This window comes from Streptomyces sp. NPDC102467 (assembly GCF_044765445.1).
Classification (GTDB): domain Bacteria; phylum Actinomycetota; class Actinomycetes; order Streptomycetales; family Streptomycetaceae; genus Streptomyces.
Genome location: NZ_JBIWKA010000020.1, coordinates 161,975 through 183,241, shown reverse-complemented (window position 1 = coordinate 183,241; position 21,267 = coordinate 161,975). Strand labels below are relative to the sequence as shown.

The following is a 21,267-nucleotide window of genomic DNA, read 5'->3' as shown; positions in this document are numbered from 1 at the left end:
TCCGGTCAGTGGTGCCAGCGGTGTGCGGCGGCCCGCACGGCCGTGGCCACGCTCCGGCCCGGCGGCAGACAGCAGCCGCTCGCCAGCAGCGTCGACGCCGCGGTGCGGGCCAGCATGAGGCAGTGCTCCTCCTGGTCGGCCGCGGCCGGGTTCCCCGCTCGGCGCTCCGTGCGCCAGTAGGCGGCCGTCACCAGGAACGCGGCGGCCCCGTGCAGCAGCGCGTGCGGCGGCCGCGGCACGGCGCTCCACGGTGCGGGCAGCAGAGTGCCCGGCGTGGCTGCGAGCAGTGGATGGACGCTGTCGGCCATGGCGAGCAGGGAGTGTTCCGTCTCGTGGACCAGTGCGGCGGCTGTCGCGGCGGGCGAGTCCAGCGGGGCCAGTGCGACCAGCCCGGCCGCGTCGGCGTGCGAGGCACTGGACCAGCCGTTCGTACCGGTCGGCGGCAGCGGCACCGCGACGTGCAGGACGCGCCCGACGACACGTGCGCGGGCCGGCGCGATACGGGCGAGGCGCTGCCAGCCCTGCGCGAGGAGGCGTTGCCAGTGCGACGAGACGGGGGCGGCAGTTCCGAGACCGGCGGTGAGGGCATAGGCATCCGCGGTGTCGAGCTGCACGCTCGTCCGCGGACCTCGGGGCCCGGCCGAGAGAGTCAGCCGGGCCTGCGGGCTCCAGCTGTGGGGGAGCGGCACCCCGCTGCCCGGCAGGCTCAGCCGTATCCCGCTCTCCGCGTCGCGGGCTGTGCGCGCGTGAAGTCGCGGGAAGACGCCCGGCTCGGTCGGCCGGGCGGTGCCGAGCCCCGGCAGGCTCAGTGTGGAAGCGGGGCCGGCCGGCACGGTCAGGTCGGCGTCGGTGGAGGTGAGCAGCGCCATCGCGAGGGCGAAGCGCAACCAGTCGGAGGGTTCGGACATCGCCGGTGAGCGCGCCGCCCGGGCGAGCCAGGAGCCTGTCGCGGGCAGCGCGAGGAACCCTGCGAAACCCGACGGATCGCCGGCGCGTGACGCCCTGGTCACGTCGATGGCCTGCCGCCAGTCCGCGTTGTCGCGATGGTGCTGGTGCACGATGCCCAGGAGGAGCAGGTTCCGTTGGGCCAGGGCCGTCCACATGGCGCGTATCTCCCGGCCGGTGAGCAGCCCGGCCGCCAGGCGTGTCCACGTCGCCTCGACGAACGGGGCTCCGACCGGTGTGCGGAGCACCGGGACGCTCATGGTGTCGCTTCCATCGCCGGCGGCGCGAGGGGCTGCAGCCGCGCCGCCGCGTGCTGGATCAGCCGGGCGAGATCGTGGCAGTAGACGGACGGGTTGGCGTACCCGTTGGTACGGCGGTATCGGTGGCTGAAGTGCCCACCGCCGCAGACCTCCACCAACGGGCAGGAGCGGCACTGCGAGCACAGTCCTCGGATGCCGGTCTGCCGGGCCCGTACGCCGGGATGCGCCAGCAGGTCGTCGAAGGAGTCGCGGGTCAGATGGAGCCCGGTCCGGTCGGCGCCCTCGAAGGAGAACTTGAGATGGTCGGAGAGTCTCAGTGAGCCGTCCGTCTCCACCACGGCCAGCTTGCTCGGTCCGGCGCCGAGACTCTCGGTGCTGGTGGGTTCATGGTCCAGGAGGGCCAACAACGAGCTGAACAGGGGGATATCGGGGCGACCGTGGCCGTGGGCGGGCCCGTCGGCCAGCCACAGGTCGAAGACCGTGGCGAGCCAGTCCCCGTACGGCGTCGCGCCGCCCGCCGCGTGGGCCGGCGGTGGTGTGTCCCAGTTGGCGAGGGGCAGATTGAGGCCGATCACAGGCGTGCCCGACGCGCTGAGGTGGCGGTAGACGGCGGCGGGGTCCGAGGTGGGGTCGACGACGGTGAGGACGCCGTCCCACAGGGGCCGGTAGCGGGGCGAGGCGAGCAGGCGCAGTGCGGCGGCGACACGCGCGTGAGTGCCCCGGCCGTGCCGGTCGCGGCGCAGCCGGTCGTGTATCTCCGGTGGGCCGTCCAGGCTCACGCCGACGGAGACGCGGTGGCGCAGCAGCTCCTCCAGAACGGGCCGGTCCAGCAGGACGCCGTTGGTCTGCACGCTCGCCTGCAGGAAGGTGTCCGCCGGGACTTCCTTGCGCAGCGCACGTGTCGCCCCTGTGACGAGGTCCACGCCGGACAGCAGTGGTTCGCCGCCGTGGAAAACGATGCGGACGGTCGCCGGCCGGTGTCGCCGGACATGCTCCCCGACCCGCTTCGCCATGAGCCGCACGGCGGCGTCCGACATGCGTACCGGCTGTCGCCGCCAATCCTCGTCGCCGCTCTCGTAGACGTAGCAGTACCGGCAGGCGAGATTGCACCGGCTGTTGAGCTTGACGACGAACTCCTGGAACGCGAGCGGCTGTTCGGCGCGAGGAGACGGTCGTGACCGGGGGGCGGGCAGGGTGTCGCTCCGACCGGCGTAGGAGTTGTACGCGGCGATGGGCGCCGGACTGCCCTGCATCCTCCGGGCGAGCTCCCCGGCTGCCTCGATGACGGCCGGGTGACGATGCTCCAGCACGTCGTCCAGGTCCGGACCGCCCAGGAAGCCCTCGTCCGGCGGCCCGTCGGCGGGAGGCAGACGCGTGGGCGGAGGTCCGGCGTCGTGGCCGTGCGGCGGGGAGAAAGCGGCCCGGCGCGCACGGGCGGCAGTCCGGAACAGCCGGTGATGCCTCGTCCGTGCCCCTCGAGCAGCGTTTCCCATGCGTGCTTCATCCCCTCCCGACGGCGTCCCCACCCGCCGGGAACAGCCCACCACGAATGAGAGTACGAACAATGAGCTGCTGTGCGTAGACGGCCACCGGACGGTTTTGGACATCTTCGGTCTGGTCAACGTGCCCATGAGGAGCCATAGTTGGCCTCGTTCGCAGGCTGGTCCGCGCGCGTGGAGGGAACCGTCGTGAACGATTCACCGGGCTGGCCCCGAAGCGACACGAGAGAGTCCTCACGTATACCGGTGCAGGCGCCGGGGCCCGCCCAGGACGCCCAACTCGACGAGGTCATCCACGTCGAGATCCACAGCGAAGCCTGGCGTACCGAGCGGATTCGCGGCCGAGGGCCGGCCGGAGACGGCGAGGCGACCGGTGCGGTCCCGGCGGAGCGCCTGGAGGCCGGCCTCGCCCGGCTCACGGCTGTCGCGGGCCGTGCCCTGAGCCGGATGGCCGCGTTGCCCAGGTCCCCGAGTGCGGTGGAGATGGAATTCGGCCTGAAAGTCAACGCGGCCACCGGAGTTGTCCTGGCCCAAGCCGGCACCGAGGCGCATCTCAAGGTGAAGCTCACCTGGGAGGGCCAGACGAATCGCCGGCAGGAGGACGAGGAGGACGAGGCGGCCGAGGCGGACGAGGCGGACGCCGGAAGTCAGGAGACGGCGGAGTCGCGACACGGAGACGGCCCTGGCCCGGAACCCGACACCTCGGATTCCGGCACCGGCTGACTACGGTCATGGGACCGCGGCGCGATGGATCGGGCCGACGGCAACGTGGCGCTGCCCGGCGGGCTGTCCCGCTGGCTCCGGTACAGCGTCGTCCCCTGCACCACGAGAATCGAAACCCCGGTACCCAACAGGGCCGGGGGGAGGAGCGCGGCGGCTCCCACCGTTTCCACCGCCATGATCAGCACTCCGATCGGGGCCCGTGCCACCGGCCCCAGGAGGGCGGCCATGCCGACGACCGTGTACGACAGCGGCCCCGCGACCGGCAGGCCGGCCCGCTCGGCCACCGCCCACACGCTCGCGCCGAGCGCCCCTCCCACCACCAGAGCGGGCCCGAAAAGCCCGCCCGAGCCGCCGGTGCCCACTGTCAGTACCGTTGCCAGCGTCTTGGCCCATGGCAGCAGAAGCAGCAGGGTCAGCGATGTCGCGGCGAGCGGAGTGCCGTCGGCGAAGGACTGCAGCATCCCGTAGCCGGTCCCCAGTACTCCGGGGACCGCCATGCCGATCCCCGCCGCCGCGACGGCGCCCGCCACCGGCAGACCGATCTGCCAGATCCACCGTCGCGGTCGCTTCTCGGCGAAGTCGTGGACCCGGTAGAACGCCCAGACGTAGAGGCGGCCGTGCAGGCCGCAGAGCAGGCCGAGAATGAGGTAAAGACCCAGATCCACCCAGCCGAACGCGGCCCCGGCGGACGCGTTCCGACCGAACAGCGGACCGAAGCCGAAGAAGAGGCCGAACACCAGCCACGCCGTCACCGAGGCGATCAGAGCCCGTGGCAGCAGCCCCGCGTCCATTCCCCGCCGGTAGAGCACCTCGCAGGCCATCAGCGCCGCGCCGAACGGCGCCGTGAAGATCGCCCCGACGCCCGCCGCCAGCCCGATCACCACCGCCGTCCGGGCTTCCTCGGGTGACAACCTCGCGCGCCGTGCGAACACCGACCCCGCCGCTGCTGAGATCTGCGCCGCGGGGCCTTCCGTCCCGGCCGAACCTCCCGAACCGATCGTCAGCGCGGAGGCCAGCAGCTTGACGACGGGAACACGCGGCCTGATCCCCAACGGCCGTTCGTGCGCCGTTTCGATCGCGGCATCCGTGCCGTGCCCCCGGGCCTCAGGAGCCAGCGCCCGGCACAACGTCGCCGCCACCGCCGCGCCCGCCCCGGCGATGAGAAGAACAGGCCACAGTCCGAACCCGAGCGCTCCGACCGCACCCCCTCCACCCTCCAGTGCCGTTCGTGCAGGATGGTGGCCCGCCAACTCGCCGAGCAACAGGTTCGTGACGAGCCCGAGCAGCGCGAAGAGCCCGGCCGACCCGAGGGCGGCGATAACGCCTACAAACAGAGGAACGACGACCAGACGCCTGAGACGCTGCCCGTCCCCGCGCGGCACGCCTCCGGTCAATAACGTGGCGAGCTGCCCCTTACGGCGGCACCAGTACTGGCTTAGTCGCCCCATCCGGTCTTCCCTCTCCCCCGAGTCCCTGCCCCCCGAGGGCGGGCGTCGTCTGTCTGGGTACTTCCCACGACGGCGGCTGAGTACTGCATCGAAAGTGAGTGACCCTGTCGGGGATCATGGAGTTCCCCGGCGGTGCCGACCGACGCCTTCGAAGGCGTGCATCATACGGGCCCCTGCCCGGCCCGCAAATGCGAGATTGCCCCGGAAGAGTGTCGATCACAGCCGTCCCGTCCGCCGGTTGAACCCGGCGACCAGCCCGGTCACCTGGACCGACTCCAGGATCGCCACGTACGTGACGGCCTTTCAGAAGTGCTACGTAGCCGCTCTGTCGCGCTCACCCGTGCCGGTGACGGATCCGTCATGTTCTGCCACAGCTGCGAAGGCGCGCGGAGACCCGATCCGGGCCCGGGGGACAACGACTACCCCGACATGCCCCGACAGGATCTGCAACGTGAAGAAGGACCCGGCTTCTACGTTCAATGAGCCCCCCCTGGCGTCGACCTTGAGCGAGGCGATGACGACGATCCGAGAGAAGGCGTGCGTCATCGTCGACGGGTCGCTGCTGCCCATCGATCGCATCGCCGCAGACACCCCTTACTGCTTGGGGCGTCACCGGCACTACCGGGTTCGACCCACGATCTGACCGCGGCGCGACGGCACGGAATCGTCGCAACCCTCGCCGATGCGGGCTCAAGTGCTGGGCGGACAAGGCGCATCGAAGAGCTGGCGGGACCATGCGTGTCCCAAGGGCTGGCGGCTCCGATCGCGTCGGTGACGCGTTGTGTGCGCACATGGTCGGCGGTGGACCAGCCGATCACGTGCCGCGAGTAGCTGCCGATGACCATTGCCAGGAACAGTGTCCCGGGAATCGCGATCAAGGGGATGGTTCGTGGTGTCCGTAGACCAATGCCGCGGGCAGCGGGGCGTGCAGAATCCGTTCCATGGGCAGGGTGAGGGTGAACCGGTTCTCGACGACAGCCAGAGATTTGCGGTGGGCCGTTTCGCGTGTGGTCTCGTCGTGGATTCCGGCTGCCGCGATGTCGGTTCGGATGAGCGCGGCGTCCGGGCCGGTGATCTCATGCGACCAAGTGTGCATGTACATGTGGAAGCCGCATGCGTATGCGCCGTCTCGATAGAAGGCGAATTGGGGCGGCGGAGCCTTCGGGTTCTGGGTCTCGTAGTAGAGCTCGAAGACCTCCTCGCCGCTGTTGCGGGAGAGGTCGCTGCTGTAGCCGGGACCGAGTTCACCGGGCCAATAACCATGGGCGACCGTGAACGCGAGGTCGCCGTGGGTGCCGTAGCGTACGGCCGCCGTTTCCCGGCCCCGGGAGCTGACGTACGCCTCGATGCCCTCGGCGGTGTATTCGCCCAGCTGCCCGGGGGCGGAGCCTCGTGCGATGCGATCGACCAGCTCGGCGGCCGTGAGCCCGCGTGCCAGATGGATGCAGTAGCCAGACCAGGTGGGACATCTGTCGGCCAGCCACCTGATTCCGTCAATGTTCAACTTGCCCCTCCGATTCCTGGGGTGCGGGCTGCGGCCGCAGGTGTCAGGGCCTGCGGCCGCAGCCCGGTCACGTCAGTGCCGTGTCATCGGATGGCGCACTTGATGACAGTCTGGGGCGCGTCGCACTTCCCGAACTTGTGACCTCCACCCAGTACTTGCCCTTACTTGTCCTTGCACCTGCTCACGCGGCCACCGGATCATTGTGGTGGACGCCCCGCTGCGGCTTCTCGTTTCAGTGTCTACGGCGTGCATCCCCGCTGACCAACCTACGGCTGATCCAGCGTGTAGGCGGCAACGCGCCGGCCCCGCTTCACCGCGCCGACGTTGCCTGGCAAGCACGCGGCGGTGAGGTTCAGTTCCGGGCGGGGCCACCGAGCATGTCGAGGGCGGAGCGAGTGGCTACGTGTACAGGCCGCCCTCGGTGTACTGGTGGACCATGCCCGTCTGCGGGTCGATCGTGACCGCGTTGATCGGGAAGTTGCCGATCTTGACGACGGTCCTCACCCCCGCCGGGGTGGCCGCACAGTCCCAGATGAAATCCGGGTCGAACTCAGTTCAGGTCATGCACGCTCTGAGCGGGGGATGCGGGGCGGCGCGTTCGGTTGACCAGGTAGATGTCACAACTCGCCTTGTTCTACGCACTGTTGGGGCTCACGTGATGCTGTCAGGCCCTGTGTCGGCCCGTGCCTCTACCGTCGGAAACGACACGGCCGCGCTCAGCGGGCCGTAGGGCGGGAGATGCTCCTGACGTGGGCCTTCAGTCTGCGGCGCTGGACCCGCTGGACGCGGTGGAGCAAGGGTGAATATCTGGTCCGTACCAGTGTCTTGACTCCCCCTTACTTCACTCCTTAAATCAACAGGCGAACGCTTTCACCTTTACCTCGGTCGGCCCCTTCGTGCCCGACCGCCCAGGAAGGACTGAGACGTGACCTCCCACCGCCTGCTTCGCAGATGTCTGCTCGCTGCCTTGTCCGCCACGCTGGTCGCATCCGCCGCAACCGGCGTGGCGCGCGCGGAACCATCGGATGTCACCGCCGCCGCGGTGACGTTCTCCGACACCTTCGACGGCGCTGCCGGTAGTGCGGTCAACTCGTCGAGGTGGACGCTGGAGACCGGTGACAACGTCAACAATCACGAGCGCCAGTACTACACATCCGGTACCAACAACGCCGCCCTCGACGGCCAGGGCCACCTGGTGATCACGGCCAAGAAGGAGAACCCGGCCAACTACCAGTGCTGGTACGGCACATGTCAGTACACCTCGGCCCGGCTGAACACCTCGGGAAAGTTCAGCGCCCAGTACGGGCACGTCGAGGCGCGGATGAAGATCCCGCGTGGACAGGGCATGTGGCCCGCCTTCTGGATGCTCGGCACGGACATCGGGTCGGTGGGCTGGCCCAACTCGGGTGAGATCGACGTGATGGAGAACGTCGGCTTCGAGCCGTCCACCGTCCACGGCACTCTTCACGGCCCCGGCTACTCCGGATCTGCCGGTGTAGGCGCCGGCTACTCGCTGCCCGGCGGTCAGGCCTTCGCGGACGCGTTCCACACCTTCGCCGTCGACTGGGCCCCCAACTCGGTCAAGTGGTCGGTCGACGGCGTCGTCTACCAGACGCGCACGCCCGCCGACGTGAATGGCGCCTGGGCCTTCAACAAGCCGTTCTTCCTGATCCTCAACCTCGCGGTCGGCGGCTACTGGCCGGGCGATCCCAACAGCTCCACGGCCTTCCCCGCCCAACTGGTGGTCGACTCGGTGTCGGTGACCACGAGCGACGCGCCCGCCGGCGGCGCGATCAGGGGCCTCGCGGGCAAGTGCGTGGACGTCGCCGGGGCGAACTCCGCCAACGGCACCCCCGTACAGCTCTACGACTGCAACGGCTCCGCAGCTCAGAAGTGGGCCGTCGGCTCCGACGGCACGATCCGCGCGCTCGGCAAATGCCTGGACGTGACCAGCGGCGGCACCGCGGACGGCACCACGGTCCAGCTCTACGACTGCAATGGGACGGCCGCGCAGAAATGGGCGGTCAGCTCGGCGAACGACATCGTCAACCCGCAGGCCGACAAGTGCCTGGACGTGACCGGCAACAACGCGGCCAACGGCACTCGGCTTCAGATCTGGACCTGCTCGGGCGGCGCCAACCAGAAGTGGACCGTGGGCTGACCCCGCTCTTGCCTCAGCTGTGGCGGGGGAGCCAGACGGGGGCGCTGCTGCCGCGCGGGAGCAGGATGTCGCGGAAGCGGCCGGGTGTCCTGGACATGATGACCTGATCCGTGACGCCCTGGTAGTGACCGCAGGGGGTGTCAGCGGTGAAGGTGTCCGGGTCGAGGTAGGCGTGCGGGGAGTCGGGATCGGGGTCGAGCGCGGTCTCGTGGGCCCAGTCGCGGTCGAAGACGCCGAGACTGAGGATCCAGGTGGCGACGCGCGTGAGGTTGAGGGTGATGCGGTAGCTGCCTCCTTCCGTGGCGCGGCGCATCAGGGCAGCGATGGCGCCGGTGGTGGCCAGCCAGGAGAGGACGTAGTCGTTGACGACGCTGATGTACGGCAGGGCCGGCGTGCTGGTCGGCCGGGCGGCGACACCGTCCTCGCCCTCCATCAGCATGATGCCGCTGAGCGCGCCCGCGGTCTGGTCGAAGCCGACGCTCTGGGCCCACGGGCCGGTCTCGCCCGCGAGGGAGAAACTGAGGTGGATGATGCCGGGCCGCAGGGCCGCGGCCTCCTCGGCACTCAGTCCGATCTTCTCCAGGTAGCTGGGGCGCCGGTTGGCGTAGAAGATGTCGGCGTCGCGCAGCAGACCACGGATGTGCGCCTGCCCTGCGGGGCTGTAGGGGTCGATGGTGGTGGAGCGGACGCCGACGTTGGCGGTGTTGTACGTGGCGTCGTGTTCCAGCTCGTCGGGGCGCCAGATGTTCAGCACGTCGGCACCGTGCTGGGCGAGGTCCCGGCCGACGCCGGCGCCGGCGATGACGTGGCCCATGCCGAGGGCACGTACGCCCGAGAGCGGCTGGGATGCCGCGGCGGGCAGGGGTTCGGGCTCGCTGTCGCCGATCTTCTCGATCTTGATCAGCGGTTCCTGGGCGATGTGCTCGTAGGCGGGTTCTCGGAGGAACTCCGCGGTCGTGCGCAGCATCGGCATCACTACGCCGATCTCCTCGGCTGCCTTTTCCAGGGCGGCGGCGTCCCACTTCGCGACGGCGTCGGCGACGGCCTCCTTCTCGGGCCAGGTGCGGAGCAGCTTGTAGGCGGCGTTCTTGATCTTCGGGTAGGGGTTGAGAGGCATGACCCAACGGCCGTCGCGTGCCTGGTAGAAGTGGAAGCCGAGCGGGTTGGCCGGGTCCGACGGGGTGCCGCCCGGGTAGCCGTTGAGCAGCTCCCACTTCTTGTCGTAGAAGGGGCACAGCCGGTGCGGGGCCTTGCGCAGGTCCATGGTGATGTCCTGGCCCTCGCCACCGCGCCGGCGCCAGAGAGCGGCCAGGGCGACGGACTTGGCGGTCATGCCGAGGGCGGGGACGGCGCCCAGCCGCATGATGCTCGGGACGATCGGGTCCCGGCCGATGAAGGTGATCTCTCCGCCGCTGTCCTCGGGGCGCAGGCCGACCGGGGCGAGGACCTCGCGCAGAGCTTGCTGGATGTCGAAGTCGTCGTCGTGAGCGATCGGGTTGGCGAGGGCCCTTTGGATGCGGCCGGTGAGTTCTTCTGCGCTCATGAAGGGGCAGCCTTTGCGGTCTGTGTGTGGGGGGATACCGGGAGGTTCGGGTCGTGCGGGGGAGGGTGGACCGGAGTGAGGTCGGTGAGCCTGAGGGTGGGCCGCGACATCTCCTCTCACGCCTTCCTCGCGGCCGACCGGCCGGCTTGTGCCTGTAGCCGAACGTTCGCATGGCGACCGGCAGGGAGCCCGTAGCCGAGGGCGACGCCGATTGTCGTGGTCCATCCAGGCCTGTGGCCTTCGGGAGGACGGCGGACAGGGATGGCATGTGTGTTGTATTTTGCAACGCTCTTACCGTAGGCCCCGTCGGCCAGGGTTGCAAAACGCAACTCTGGTGGCGAGGTGCATGGATTCCATGGGGGAGAGCGGAGCCCCGCCGGGCTGCGCAGGAGGATTCGTCGCGGGTGGGCGACCACGCGGGAGACCGTCGCGTTGGTGCTGGCTGAGCTCGCGGCTGCGGGCTGCGGAGATGGATGCTGAAGCGTCTGTGCCAGAGGAACCTCGTCGGCCTTACCCACACGCCGATCAGTAGAAGTACAGCCCTACTACCTGATCCAGACCGTCACTGCAGAGGATCCGTGCCCCCGGAGACATCCGGCGTACCCGCTTGGGTTGGCAGCCGGATGTGGCTGGTGCCGGATCATGGGGCACTCCACGCATGGCTGCTGGAGGACGTGGAGAGTGGTTCCGGTTCACCGTGCTGCATGCCGGGCTCGCCCTGGCCGAATCGTTCGAGGGGCACACTGGCTTGATCCACTTTCGAAACGCACCCTAGGGCCAGCTGCATAGGCCTCGTTCGAGTCAGCGGTCAGACGGCGGCGAGGACGTCGGGGAGGCTCACGGCAGGGCAGCCGAACATTGCTGTCAGCACGCGCTGCTGGCGCTCGGTCAAAGAGGCTACGAAGATCACCGCGTCAGCATTGGCCTGGTTGCAGGCCTGGGCCACCTCGCGGACCTTTCCGTAGCTCAGCAGGGTCCGTGAGGAGTAGGGCAGACCCATCTTCTGAACCCCACCGTCCGAGACGCCTCGGCGCTGCACAATTTGCTCGACGACCCGAGCGCCCCGCGCTGCAAGCTCTGCGGCTGCCGAGGTCATGAGTGCTTCGAAGTCCTTCTGTTTCGCTGAGAAGTAGCCGACCAGAACTACATCAGCGCCAGTGGTCGTGAGCTGCGAAGCGTGCTGCCGGGACTGCTCATGCGGCACGCGGCGAGCAAGGCGCCGGTCGCGCCGTCTGGGTTGATGCATGGACTACAGACTAGAACTCCGGCCACCTCCAGCGTGTGCCTGTGGGTGCCCGAAACTCGGCTGGCGTTGCTGACTTGGCCTTGCGGTCGAGGCTGTGCAGGGCGAGATCGAAATCCTGAGGCATGGCTCTGCGACTGCGCTCATCGGGTGCGGTACCTCCGACGACCTCTGTAGCCTGGCGTTGTTGTACGTCGGGGGAGCTGACCGTGGAGAACTTACTGTCCGTGGCTATCGGGGCCGTTATCGGCCTCGTAGGGGTGGTGTTCGGGGCGTGGTTCACTGCGCGTCGACAGGACCGCATGTGGCTTCGCGAACAGAAGCTGAAAGCCGGGATCGGCTTCAACACGGCCGTAGTTCAGCTACTGGACTACCTGAAGGAAACACAGCTGAGTGACGACGGTCCGGGGGCCAACGAGTTGGCGGACCGGCTGCAGGAAGCACGCTCAGCCCTCTACCTGCTCTGCTCCAACGACACCGTCGATCTTGCCGATGCCCTCGCGCGCCGGGTCCGGAGCACCCGGCCCACCGACGGCAGGGACGACCGCCGGGCCGAGTTCCGAGAGCCGTTGGATCTTCTGCGTCGCTTCACTCATCAGCTCCGGCAAGAGATCGCCAGATCGTAGTCCCCACTGGATCACCGGGCGGGCCGGCGGACGATGCCTGCGATGTGGAGTCCGGCCGTGCAGATGGTGGCGGTCTTCTCCTATGCTCAGCGCGCCATGGATTGGAGCGATGAACTCGAGCTCATGCAGACCCACTTCGGCCCCGGCGGCGTCAGGGGCACCGTGGGCCGGGCTCGTCACGGTGGCCAATGACCCCTGGGGCACCGGCAAGCAGATGCTGGACAGTTTCATGAAGGAACCGGGCGAGGGCCTTCGCGCCCTCGTTCCCGACGGCGCATTGCCCATAGCCACCGGCGGCGCCGGTGCCTGGGTGAAGGGTGCCCGGCTCGCTGAAGGAAGCGGCCGCCGCTGCGAACGCGGCGCGGCGTGCCGAAGGACTGGCCGACGACGCGGGGGCGGCGGGACGGTGCGCCGACGACGTACGGGGTCCGGCTCGGCCGCCGAACTGCAAGTGGTCGACGACTACGTGGTCCAGACGAAGCCCGAGGGCATGCAGATGGGCAGCGCCTTCCGCAACCAGACCAAGGCGACGTTCGAGCGAGCGACAGAGTCCGGTCGTATCCCCAATTTCCACTTCGAGGGCCAGCCGACCCCAGAGGTGCTCAACAAGATCAGGGACCGCGGCAGGCGCTATGGCATCGAACCTGCCATCGACATCAGCCCTTTGTGACGCACCGGAACACATCGAATGGGGGCCATGTACGAGTTTCACGGCTGGTTCGGCATCGCGGAGTCGCCGGAGGAGGCCGACACCGGAACTCTGGACGCGGGCCTCGCCGAACTGCGTGCGCGGGTCGAGGTGGCGCGCGGCGAGGTGACGATGCGGCTTGATCCGTTTCTCTCACCGGCCCGGCCGCTCATCGAGGATTGACCTGGGACGGCCGTTACCGGTGATCGTGTCGATGTGGGGGTGAGGCATCCTCGCCGGCTCAGGTCGTTGCCGCGCGGGGGTGGGAACGGCGCCGGTCGTGTGCAGGATCTGCCAGACCGTGGACGGCGCGATCGCATGCTCCAACCGGGCCAGTTCACGGCAAGGGGGGCAGCCTCGGGCTGCCCCCCCTCAGTTCGCGCGGCGGTGGTTTCCTCCTGGTGGGTCTCCGGTGGGTCAGACGGTCAGTTGAGCGAGGATGCCGGCCAGTTTCGCTGGTTCGAGGACGAAGCCGACGTGGCTGGTGGCCAGGGTGTGCACGTCGTACGGGTTGTCCGGGGTCAGGGCGTCGCATTCGGCGATCAGGCGGTCCTGCATGGCCACGGGCAGGGTTCGGTCGTCGGCGAGACGGACGTAGGTGCGGGCGACGGTGCCCCAGGTGTCGGCGTGGCCGCGTGCGTCGCCCGTCATCACCGCCAGCGACTCGTCCGGCTGCAGGGTGTTGAGGAAGGCAAGGAACTGCTCGTCAGTGCCGTCCGCCATCATCGCCGCTTTGAGCGCGGCCAGCAGATGCGGGTCGGCGGTGCGGTAGTTGGCCCGGCCGACACCGAGCTTCGCGGGGTCGCCGACGTTCAGCGCGTACAGCGGGCCCAGCAGGTTCTCGCCGAATTCGGGCTCCTGCATGTACTCGACGGGGCTGGAACGCTGTACGCACGACCACGCGGAGATGTAGACGAGCCGGTTCACCAGGTCCGGGATCGTGTTGCCGACCCCGGTGATGGTGGTACCGCCGAGGCTGGCGCCGACCAGGACCACCGGCCCGTGCTCTGCCACGCGCCGGACGACGTCGACGACCATGTCGATGTTGTCCTGCAGGGTGACGTTTGCCAGGCTGGACGGTTCGGCCGCCCATGCCTCAAGGTCCTGCGGGGCCTGGTAGGCGGCCGAGTACGGGGCGTCGAAGCCGTGCCCGGGAAGGTCGACGGCCAGGCTGCGGCGCCCGAGCAGCGCCAGCTCGCGCTGGACGGAAGCCCACATCAGCGAGCTGGAGCACGAACCGTGCACGAGCACGAACGTGGTGTCCGCGGTGCCGGCCTGTCGAGGGCGGGGGGAGTGGCTGGGAACAGATGTCATACGGGTCAGTCCTAAGGTCCGGTGGGCGGCGCGGCCGGACATGGCTGAGGGGCCGATGCCGGGGCGGTGCGCCGCCGAAGCGTGCCAAGACGTGAGGGAGGAAACGCAGGCGCTGGTTACTTACCAGGCGCATCGCGGTTCCAGGGCCGGCCGGTCGCTGAGCGACGACGGCGGTAGAGGTCTTAGGCAGTCCGCAAACGGACGAACATGTAGGACATGACAAGCACCGTACCTGATAGTGGATCACTGGGGAGGGCTATTTTCTGCCCGGGGGCGTCAGGTTCAGGCCGAGCCGGTCGAGCCGGGCCTCGCTCCGGCAGGCCCGCCCGCGACGGTGAGCAGGTCCACGACGAAGATCAGCGTCGAGTCCGCCGGGATCAGCGGAGAGGGTGACTGCCTGCCGTAACCAAGACGCGGGGGAACGATGATCTCGCGCCGACCGCCGACCTTCATTCCCCTCACGCCCCGGTCCCAGCCCTTGATCGCCCTGCCACCGCCCACGGCGAACTTGAACGGCCGATCCTGCTCCCAGGAAGAGTCGAACTCCCTTCCGGATGCGAACGTAACGCCTACATAGTGGACTTGGACGACCCTGCCCGGCAGCGCCTCGGGTCCGTCCCCCAGCACGAGGTCCCGGATCGTCAACTCGGTTGGCGCGTCCCCCTCCGGAACCTCAATTGCGGGCTTCGCCAGTTCGCTCATCACGGTCCCCTCGCTCGCCACCGGAAAACCCTGCACGGACCGGCCGGACACATGGACATTCCATGCGGCAGGCGACCACGCTACCGGCAGTCACCATGCCGACTCGCCGCGGCGGGTACCGGGGCGGCGGGGGATGATGGGCGGTGCTTCGCTGACCTGGGTGTGGGCCACGAGTGCGGCGTGGTCGGGGGAGAGAGAGCAAGCAGGGTCGGTGCGGGCGGCGTCTCCTGTGAGGGCGTGGGCCTGGCAGCGGCAACCGCCGAAGTCTTCGGTGCGGCGGTCGCAGGTGCGGCAGGGTGAGGGCATCCAGTCGGTACCCCGGTAGACGTTGAAAGCCGCCGACTGCTCCCATATCCAGCGCAGTGAGTGGTCGGCGACGTTGGGGGTGTTCAGGGCGGGCAGCGTCGCGGCCGCCGGGCAGGGCAGTGTGGTCCCGTCAGGGGTGACGGTGAGAGATATCGAGCCCCACCCGCCCATGCACGGTTTGGGCGTGCCGGAGAAGTAGTCGGGCACCACCCAGGTGATGTCGAGGACACCGTCCAGCTGTGTGCGCCGACGCTCCACCGATTCGATGGCGGCGGCGAGTTGGGGGCGGGTGGGCATGAGGGCGGCGCGGTTGAGCAGGCCCCAGCCGTAGAACTGTGTGTTGGCCAGTTCGATGCGGTCCGCCTGCCACGTGACCGCCAGCTCGATCAGTTCGTTCACGGCGTCGAGGTTGTGCCGGTGCAGGACCACGTTGAGTCCGAACGGCAGTCCGCGTTCCTTGATCAGGCGGGCCGCGCCGCGTTTGGCGTCGAAAGAGCGGCGGCCGGCCAGCTCGTCGGATGTGGCGGGGTCGGCGTGCTGCACCGACAACTGCACGCTGTGCAGACCTGCGTCGATGAGGGCGTCCAGCCGCTGTGCCGAGAGTCCTTCGCCGCTGGTCACCAACTGGGTGTACAGCCCCGCTTCCGCGGCGGCCCGGGTGATCTCCTCCAGGTCACCGCGGAGGAGGGGCTCGCCGCCGGAGAGGTGAGTGTGCAGCACGCCGAGTTCCGCCGCCTGGTCGAAGACGGAGCCCCACTGGGAGGCGGTGAGTTCGTGTGACCGGCGGGTCAGTTCCAGTGGGTTGGAGCAGTAGCCGCAGTGCAGCGGACAGGCGTGGGTGAGTTCGGCAAGCAGCGCCCAGGGAGGGGCAGGATGGTTCATCGCAGGCAGCCTTCCGCGTGGAGCCGGTCCAGGAATGAAGTGATCTCACGCCGTGCCTGTGCTGAGCGGACCTCGCCGGTGAAGGTGTCGGCGATCTCCTCCACGGTGCGGCTGCCGTCGCACCGCTCCAGGACCGCTCGTCCCGCGCCGTGGAGCACGACGACCCGTTCGGGGAGCAGGAGGACATGCACCTTTCGGGCGTTGTCGTAGCGCAGTACGGCGGATGCGCGCACCCTCGGACGCCAGGGCTCGTCGCGCTTCATCGAGCGTCCTTCGGCCGGTCGCCGGCGCCCTGCACGCTGTCGAGGAGGCTCCAGAGCACGTCGCATTTGAAGGAGACCGCGGCGAGCGCCTGCTCCTGCTGGTCGCGGGTGAGCGCCCACTCCTTGACCCAGGCCAGTGCTTCGCTGCCGTCACGCCGTCCTTGGGGGACCCGCTTGTCGAAGTAGGACAGGCCGGTGACGTCGATCCACGGATAGTGAAGGGGGAACGTCTCCAGGCGGGTCAGCATGATCGAGGGGGCGCACAGTTCGGTCAGGGACGAGGCGACTGCTTCGAGAGCGCTCGCGTGGCGGCAGAAGTTGACGTATCCATCGACGGCCAGCCGGACGCCGGGCAGGAGATGCCGGTGGGTGTGGAGTTCCTCCCGGGTGAGGCCGACCGCCTCGCCCAGGTGGAGCCAGCGTTCGATGCCGCCCTCCACGTCCGTTGTTCCGTCATGGTCCTGGATGCGACGGATCCAGGAGCGGCGGTGGGCGGGCTGCTGCAGCTTGGCCAGAATGAAGGCGTCCTTGATGGGGATGTTGCACTGGTAGTAGAAGCGGTTGGCGACCCAGGTGCGCAGTTCGTCCCGGCTGAGTTCACCGAGGTGCATGCGCAGGTTGAAGGGGTGGCGGTCGTGGTAGCGCGCCGTCGCCAGACCGCGCAGCCGAAGCTCCAACTCGTCCGCGTCCCACGGCCCGGCATCGGGTCCGCGGTGTTCGGGCGGGGTGGGGGCGAGGTTCTTGAGAGCGGTCGTGGTCACAGTGTCACCACCATCCTTTCCTCGGCCACGCGCAGACCGAGGTCCGCGAGCTGTTCGTGTTCGGGTGCGGCGGGGTCGCCCAGTGGGTTGGTGTTGTTGAGATGGGTGTAGTGGATCTGCCCGCCTGTTCGGTGCAGACGATGCGCGCTGCCTTCGGGGCCGGAGATGGGGATGTGCCCCATCTCCGAGGCCGTGCGTTGCGAGATGCCCGTGCGGCGAGGCTCGTCCTCGTCGACGAAGGTGCCGTCGAGAAGAACACAGTCGGATCCGGCGATGGCGCCGTCGAGGAGGTCACTCCAGGCGGCGAGCGCCGGTGCGTACAGAGCGCTCGTGCCGGTGCCGGGATCGTGCACCTTCAGTGCCGTACTCCAGGCGGGGTGGGAGGGTTCGTCCGCGGCGTAGCGAGGCCGTTTGTCCGACAGGGGGAGGGCGCTCACGTGCAGTCCCGCGATCGTGGCCGGAGTGCCGGCGCCGGCGAGCGGAAGATCGTGCCAGGTGAGCGCCGTGTAGGGGGAGAGGATGTCGGTCAGCGGCAGACGGGCGTTCAGGGCCTTGTGCACGGGCTCGGTGCACCACACCTCGATCTCGGCCGCTTCGCGCAGACGCAGCAGGCCCAGTGTGTGGTCGAGTTCGGCGTCGGTGAGCACGACACGGACGACGGGGGTGCGGGTGTTCCCGTCGTCCGGTCGCAGGCTGGGGTGGCTCTCCAGTTGCTCGGCGATGTCCGGGGAGGCGTTGGCGAGGAACCAGGTGTCGGGCCGGGGGCCGTGAAAGGCGAGGGAGTCGTGCAGGCGGCGGCGGGAGGGGTGCCGGCGTGCCCCGGCACAGCCGGGGCACGCACAGTTCCACTGGGGGAGGCCGCCGCCTGCCGCGGTTCCGAGAACGCGCAGCAGCACGGCGGGCGCCTACTTCCTGCTCAGCGCGTAGGCGGTGATCTCCATCGCCGTGTCGACGACGGTGAAGTCGGGCGTCTGCCAGCCGGTCTGCTCGGCGGGCTGTGCCTCGGTCCCGGTCTCGGGGAGCGTGTGATCATGCATGGTGTTTGCCTTTCCATGGGGGAGGGTGGAGGCCGTCCCGGCTGGGGCCGGGCGGTCACCGGCGTACGGGAGGTCCGCTGCCGGGGGCTACTTGCAGAAGGGGGCCTTGCCCATGGCCGAGTCGATGCCGCCCAGCAGGAGCTTCTGGAACTCGGCCGCTCCGGGGAAGGATCCGTCCGTGGTGAAGTCCTTGGCGTCGTGGCCGAGCGTGGTGAGCCACGCGCGGCCGCCGTCGTAGTACTGGCACCAGGCGACCGGGTGGTTCTTGCCGTGCCCGGGGTGGTTGTAGTTGCCGGTGACGCCCTTGGCCAGGGTGGACTCGTCGACCTTGGCGAGCACCCGGACCTTGGTGGGCGCGGGCACGAGGTTGTACCACTCGTCCGCGATGGACCATGTGGACGGCAGCTTCTTGGTGGAGGTGTCCTTGCGGTCGACCGTCTGTACGGTTCCGGGCTGTGCGGCCCCGTGGTCGTAGAAGTTGGCGTTGCCCAACAGGCCTTCGTACCAGGGCCAGTTGTACTCGGTGCCGAAGGCGTTGTGGACGCCGACGAATCCGCCGCCCCCTCGGACGTACTGGCGCAGCGACGTCTGTGCGGCGTCGTCGAGCGCGTCGCGGCTGGTGGAGTAGAAGATCACCGCGTTGTACTTGAAGAGTGTGGACGGGGAGGCCAGTTGGGCGACGTCCTCGGTGTGGTCGACCTGGAAGCCGTTCTTCTGCCCCATCGTCTGGACGGCTTTCTGGACGACGTTGGCGTCGGTGAGGGGCGGATTCATGCCTGGTGCGAGGGCCGGCCCGAGGTTGGCGTGGCGGGGTCCGGCGGTGCGTGTGTAGAGGAGGACCTTGTAGCCCTTGGAAGCGTCGAAGTTGCCCCAGTCGTGGTAGCAACGGGCGTCGGTGCCGCGGCAGACCCCGTAGTCGGCGTCTCCGAGTTCCTGGGCGCCTTGGCCGATGCGGCCCTGGGCCACGCCGAGGGTGCCGGTGGCGACCAGGGCGACGGTGATGCCGAGCGTGCCGGCGACGCCGGTCAGGGCAGCGGTGAGAGGGCGGATCCGGCGGCTCTGCCGGGGAGTTGTTCTCATGGGGCGGTCCTCACAGATTCTCGCGGCGGTACGAGGTGTGACGAGGAGCCGGGCGTTGTGGGGCCGGCGGTCGGAGCTGCGGGACGGCCCGTCACTTCACGACGATCTTGCCGGTGCTCTGCGGGGCGACGGGGTCGTTGTAGAAGTACTCACCGGGAGTGTTGAAGGTGTACGTGAAGGACTGGCCCGGCATGAGCAGTCCGGTGTCGAACTCGGCCTCGAAGAACGCGACGGCGCCGTGTGCGGACTTGTTGTCGGCGGGGTTGGTGAAGGTGACCGTCGTGCCCTTGGCGATGGCCAGGTGCTGGGGTGCCATGGCGTTCTGGGACACGAGGCTCTCCGTCGTGCCGGGAGCGTTCTTGGCGCTGTCCCAGGTGCGGCCTAGCGTGATGGTGTGGTCGGCGGTGTCGCCACTGACGGCGGCGGCGCGGATCTGGTTGCGCTTGGAGGGCGGGGTGGGAGCGGCGGCCGGCTCGACCCTGCCACCGATCTTGAAGGCCCACAGGTGGTCGCCCTTGGGGATGTCCGGGTAGGGCAGTCCGTTGCCGCCGGCGAGGACGGCCACGTACTGCTCGCCGTCGATCTCGTAGGTGAGCGGGCTGGTGTTGACGCCGGCGCCGCACTGCCACGTCCACAGTTCGCTGCCGTCGCGGTCGTCGAGCGCGGTGAGCACCCCGTCGGGGCGGCCCTGGAAGAGGACACCGCCGGCGGTGCTGAGGACACCGTTGCCGTGGGCGAGGGACCAGTCGCCCTCCTGGCGCCAGGCGACGGTGTTGGTGCGGGGGTCGACCGCGGCCAGGCCTCCGGCGAAGTACTCACCCAGCGGACGGGCGGTGTTGACGCGGCCGCCGTGCGTGTTGGAGTACGCGGAGTTGATCAGGCCGTAGCCGACGTAGACCAGGCCGGTTCGGTGGCTGAAGGAGGGGGAGGACCAGTCGGCGCCGCCGCCCGCGCCGGGGAAGATGATGGTGGCGCGGTCCCAGTGCGCCTCGAACAGGCCGCCGGTCGGGTAGAAGGGCACGGGCCGGGTCGCCTTGTCCAGGCGCGGCTCGGTCTCGACGAAGGGCTCGCCGCCGGGGAACGGCTGGGTGGGGGAGGTCTTCTGCGCCGCGTGCTGGGGGACCGGGCGCTCCTCCATGCCGTGGATGGGCTTGCCGTTCGCGCGGTCGAGGATGTAGTACATGCCGGTCTTGCTGCCGTAGACGACGACGCGCTTCTTCTTGCCCTTGATCAGGAGATCGGCGAGGACGGGGGACATGACGCCGTCGTAGTCCCAGATGTCGTGGTGGACGGACTGGAAGTGCCAGCGCCGCTTGCCGGTCTTGGCGTCCATGGCGACGAGGCAGTTGGCGAAGAGGTTGTCGCCGCCCCGCGTGGAGCCGTCGGTGCGGGGGTAGGGGTTGCCGAACGTCCAGTAGACCAGGCCGAGTTCGGGGTCGACGGCCGGGTGGATCCAGCAGACGGCGCCGCCGGTCTTCCAGGAGTCGCCCTCCCAGGTGTCGTGGCCGAACTCGCCAGGACCAGGGGCTCCCCAGAATGTCCAGGCGACCTCTCCGGTATCCGCTGTGAGCGCGTAGGCGCGGCCACGGGCGCCGGCGGTGCTGCCCTGGGTGCCGATGTAGACCAGACCGTCCCAGTAGACGGCGGCGCCGGCCAGGCCGCCCTTGCTGCCACCGCACTGGCCACTGGCCGGGTCGCAGTCGGGGTCGCCCTGGTCCTCGACGAGCAGCTCGCGCGTCCACTGGATTTCGCCGGTCTTCTGGTTGAGCGCGACGACCTTGTTGTCACCGGTGATGGTGAAGGCCAGGCCCTGGCCGAGCGCGAGGCCGCGCATGTTGGTGGTGTCGGTGCCGACCTTGGTCTTCCACTTGACCGCGCCGGTGCGGCCGTCGACGGCGAAGACGTTCTGCTGCGTGGTGGCCAGGTAGAGGACGCCGTTCTGGGCGATGACGGCGCACTGCTGGTGGGTCGTGGTGGAGCCGTTCTCCAGGTTCATGTGCCAGGCGCCGCCGAGCTTGCGGACGTTGCCGGTGTCGATGCGCTTGAGCGAGGAGTAGTTCTGGTTGCCCAGATTGCCGCCGGCCTTGGGGAAGTCCTTGCCGGTGGCCGCGTGGGCCTGGGCGGGCACCGGGCGGGCGAGTGAGTCCGATGCGGAATCGGCGTGCGCCGTACCGGAGTTGAGCAGGGCGACGGTGCCCGCGGTGGAGGCCGCGGTGGTCGTGAGGAAGCTGCGTCTGTCCATGGTCCCTCTTTCGAGACGGGTGCCTGACGGACTCGTCATT

The 21,267-nt window shown here is 69.2% G+C and carries 20 protein-coding genes and 1 pseudogene; 6 read left to right on the top strand and 15 right to left on the bottom strand.

The window, feature by feature from the left end; all coding sequences use genetic code 11:
* Positions 1–5: 5 nt before the first annotated feature.
* Entirely contained in the window at positions 6–1,205 is a 1,200-nt protein-coding gene (locus ACIREE_RS35420) for an aKG-HExxH-type peptide beta-hydroxylase (protein ID WP_404161779.1), read from the bottom strand.
* Positions 1,202–2,698 carry an FxsB family cyclophane-forming radical SAM/SPASM peptide maturase gene (locus tag ACIREE_RS35415; RefSeq protein WP_404161776.1) on the bottom strand — a complete coding sequence of 499 codons (1,497 nt, stop codon included), beginning with the start codon at positions 2,696–2,698 and terminating at the stop codon, positions 1,202–1,204. The genes ACIREE_RS35420 and ACIREE_RS35415 overlap by 4 nt, the downstream gene beginning before the upstream one ends.
* 150 nt (positions 2,699–2,848) lie before the next feature.
* Here ACIREE_RS35415 and ACIREE_RS35410 point away from each other — a divergent pair, with 150 nt between their 5' ends.
* Positions 2,849–3,427 carry a CU044_2847 family protein gene (locus ACIREE_RS35410; protein WP_404161773.1) on the top strand — a complete coding sequence of 193 codons (579 nt, stop codon included), beginning with the start codon at positions 2,849–2,851 and terminating at the stop codon, positions 3,425–3,427.
* On the opposite strand, the gene ACIREE_RS35405 is transcribed toward ACIREE_RS35410, so the two are convergent.
* The gene (locus tag ACIREE_RS35405) at positions 3,352–4,875 is read right to left on the bottom strand and encodes a chloride channel protein (protein WP_404161770.1); all 1,524 of its coding nucleotides are present in this window, start codon (positions 4,873–4,875) and stop codon (positions 3,352–3,354) included. The two genes, ACIREE_RS35410 and ACIREE_RS35405, sit on opposite strands and share 76 nt — an antisense overlap.
* 490 nt (positions 4,876–5,365) lie before the next feature.
* On the opposite strand from ACIREE_RS35405, the pseudogene ACIREE_RS35400 reads away from it, so the two are divergent.
* Positions 5,366–5,639: pseudogene (locus ACIREE_RS35400) on the top strand (IS5/IS1182 family transposase); the annotation flags it as partial.
* 110 nt (positions 5,640–5,749) lie between these two features.
* On the opposite strand, the gene ACIREE_RS35395 reads toward ACIREE_RS35400, so the two are convergent.
* Complete coding sequence (locus ACIREE_RS35395) at positions 5,750–6,379, bottom strand: hypothetical protein (RefSeq protein WP_404161767.1); 630 nt, start codon at positions 6,377–6,379, stop codon at positions 5,750–5,752.
* Between the two features lie 925 nt (positions 6,380–7,304).
* Here ACIREE_RS35395 and ACIREE_RS35390 point away from each other — a divergent pair.
* Complete coding sequence (locus tag ACIREE_RS35390; RefSeq protein WP_404161764.1) at positions 7,305–8,540, top strand: lectin; 1,236 nt, start codon at positions 7,305–7,307, stop codon at positions 8,538–8,540.
* 13 nt (positions 8,541–8,553) lie between these two features.
* Here the strand turns inward: ACIREE_RS35390 and ACIREE_RS35385 are convergent, their stop codons facing one another.
* Complete coding sequence (locus ACIREE_RS35385; protein ID WP_404161761.1) at positions 8,554–10,083, bottom strand: CoA transferase; 1,530 nt, start codon at positions 10,081–10,083, stop codon at positions 8,554–8,556.
* 808 nt (positions 10,084–10,891) lie between these two features.
* Positions 10,892–11,329, bottom strand: coding sequence for a hypothetical protein (locus ACIREE_RS35380; RefSeq protein ID WP_404161758.1), 438 nt, complete (start codon positions 11,327–11,329; stop codon positions 10,892–10,894).
* 206 nt (positions 11,330–11,535) lie between these two features.
* Here ACIREE_RS35380 and ACIREE_RS35375 point away from each other — a divergent pair, with 206 nt between their 5' ends.
* From ACIREE_RS35375 to ACIREE_RS35365, 3 genes are all read left to right on the top strand, one after another.
* Entirely contained in the window at positions 11,536–11,952 is a 417-nt protein-coding gene (locus tag ACIREE_RS35375) for a hypothetical protein (protein ID WP_404161756.1), read from the top strand.
* Positions 11,953–12,133: 181 nt separating this feature from the next.
* Positions 12,134–12,622 carry a restriction endonuclease fold toxin gene (locus ACIREE_RS35370; RefSeq protein WP_404161754.1) on the top strand — a complete coding sequence of 163 codons (489 nt, stop codon included), beginning with the start codon at positions 12,134–12,136 and terminating at the stop codon, positions 12,620–12,622.
* A 27-nt stretch (positions 12,623–12,649) separates the two neighbouring features.
* Positions 12,650–12,823, top strand: coding sequence for an Imm7 family immunity protein (locus tag ACIREE_RS35365; RefSeq protein WP_404161751.1), 174 nt, complete (start codon positions 12,650–12,652; stop codon positions 12,821–12,823).
* Between the two features lie 234 nt (positions 12,824–13,057).
* Here ACIREE_RS35365 and ACIREE_RS35360 read toward each other — a convergent pair whose 3' ends face one another.
* From ACIREE_RS35360 to ACIREE_RS35320, 9 genes are all read right to left on the bottom strand, one after another.
* Positions 13,058–13,954 (bottom strand): alpha/beta fold hydrolase, encoded by an 897-nt coding sequence (locus ACIREE_RS35360; protein ID WP_404161748.1) that lies wholly within the window; start codon positions 13,952–13,954, stop codon positions 13,058–13,060.
* A 282-nt stretch (positions 13,955–14,236) separates the two neighbouring features.
* On the bottom strand, positions 14,237–14,656 hold the full coding sequence (locus ACIREE_RS35355) for an FKBP-type peptidyl-prolyl cis-trans isomerase (RefSeq protein WP_404161745.1): 420 nt from the start codon (positions 14,654–14,656) through the stop codon (positions 14,237–14,239).
* A gap of 90 nt (positions 14,657–14,746) precedes the next feature.
* Entirely contained in the window at positions 14,747–15,844 is a 1,098-nt protein-coding gene (gene pqqE, locus ACIREE_RS35350; RefSeq protein ID WP_404161742.1) for a pyrroloquinoline quinone biosynthesis protein PqqE, read from the bottom strand.
* Complete coding sequence (gene pqqD, locus ACIREE_RS35345) at positions 15,841–16,107, bottom strand: pyrroloquinoline quinone biosynthesis peptide chaperone PqqD (RefSeq protein ID WP_404161739.1); 267 nt, start codon at positions 16,105–16,107, stop codon at positions 15,841–15,843. Before pqqD ends, pqqE begins: the two co-directional genes overlap by 4 nt.
* Positions 16,104–16,868, bottom strand: a complete 765-nt coding sequence (pqqC, locus tag ACIREE_RS35340) for a pyrroloquinoline-quinone synthase PqqC (RefSeq protein ID WP_404161736.1) — start codon at positions 16,866–16,868, stop codon at positions 16,104–16,106. Before pqqC ends, pqqD begins: the two co-directional genes overlap by 4 nt.
* Positions 16,865–17,764, bottom strand: a complete 900-nt coding sequence (gene pqqB, locus ACIREE_RS35335) for a pyrroloquinoline quinone biosynthesis protein PqqB (RefSeq protein ID WP_404161733.1) — start codon at positions 17,762–17,764, stop codon at positions 16,865–16,867. The genes pqqC and pqqB overlap by 4 nt, the downstream gene beginning before the upstream one ends.
* Positions 17,765–17,773: 9 nt before the next feature.
* On the bottom strand, positions 17,774–17,905 hold the full coding sequence (gene pqqA / locus ACIREE_RS35330) for a pyrroloquinoline quinone precursor peptide PqqA (protein WP_404161730.1): 132 nt from the start codon (positions 17,903–17,905) through the stop codon (positions 17,774–17,776).
* 87 nt (positions 17,906–17,992) lie between these two features.
* On the bottom strand, positions 17,993–18,985 hold the full coding sequence (locus tag ACIREE_RS35325; RefSeq protein ID WP_404161727.1) for a ThuA domain-containing protein: 993 nt from the start codon (positions 18,983–18,985) through the stop codon (positions 17,993–17,995).
* Positions 18,986–19,076: 91 nt separating this feature from the next.
* Positions 19,077–21,227, bottom strand: a complete 2,151-nt coding sequence (locus tag ACIREE_RS35320) for a PQQ-binding-like beta-propeller repeat protein (protein ID WP_404161724.1) — start codon at positions 21,225–21,227, stop codon at positions 19,077–19,079.
* Positions 21,228–21,267 lie beyond the last annotated feature (40 nt).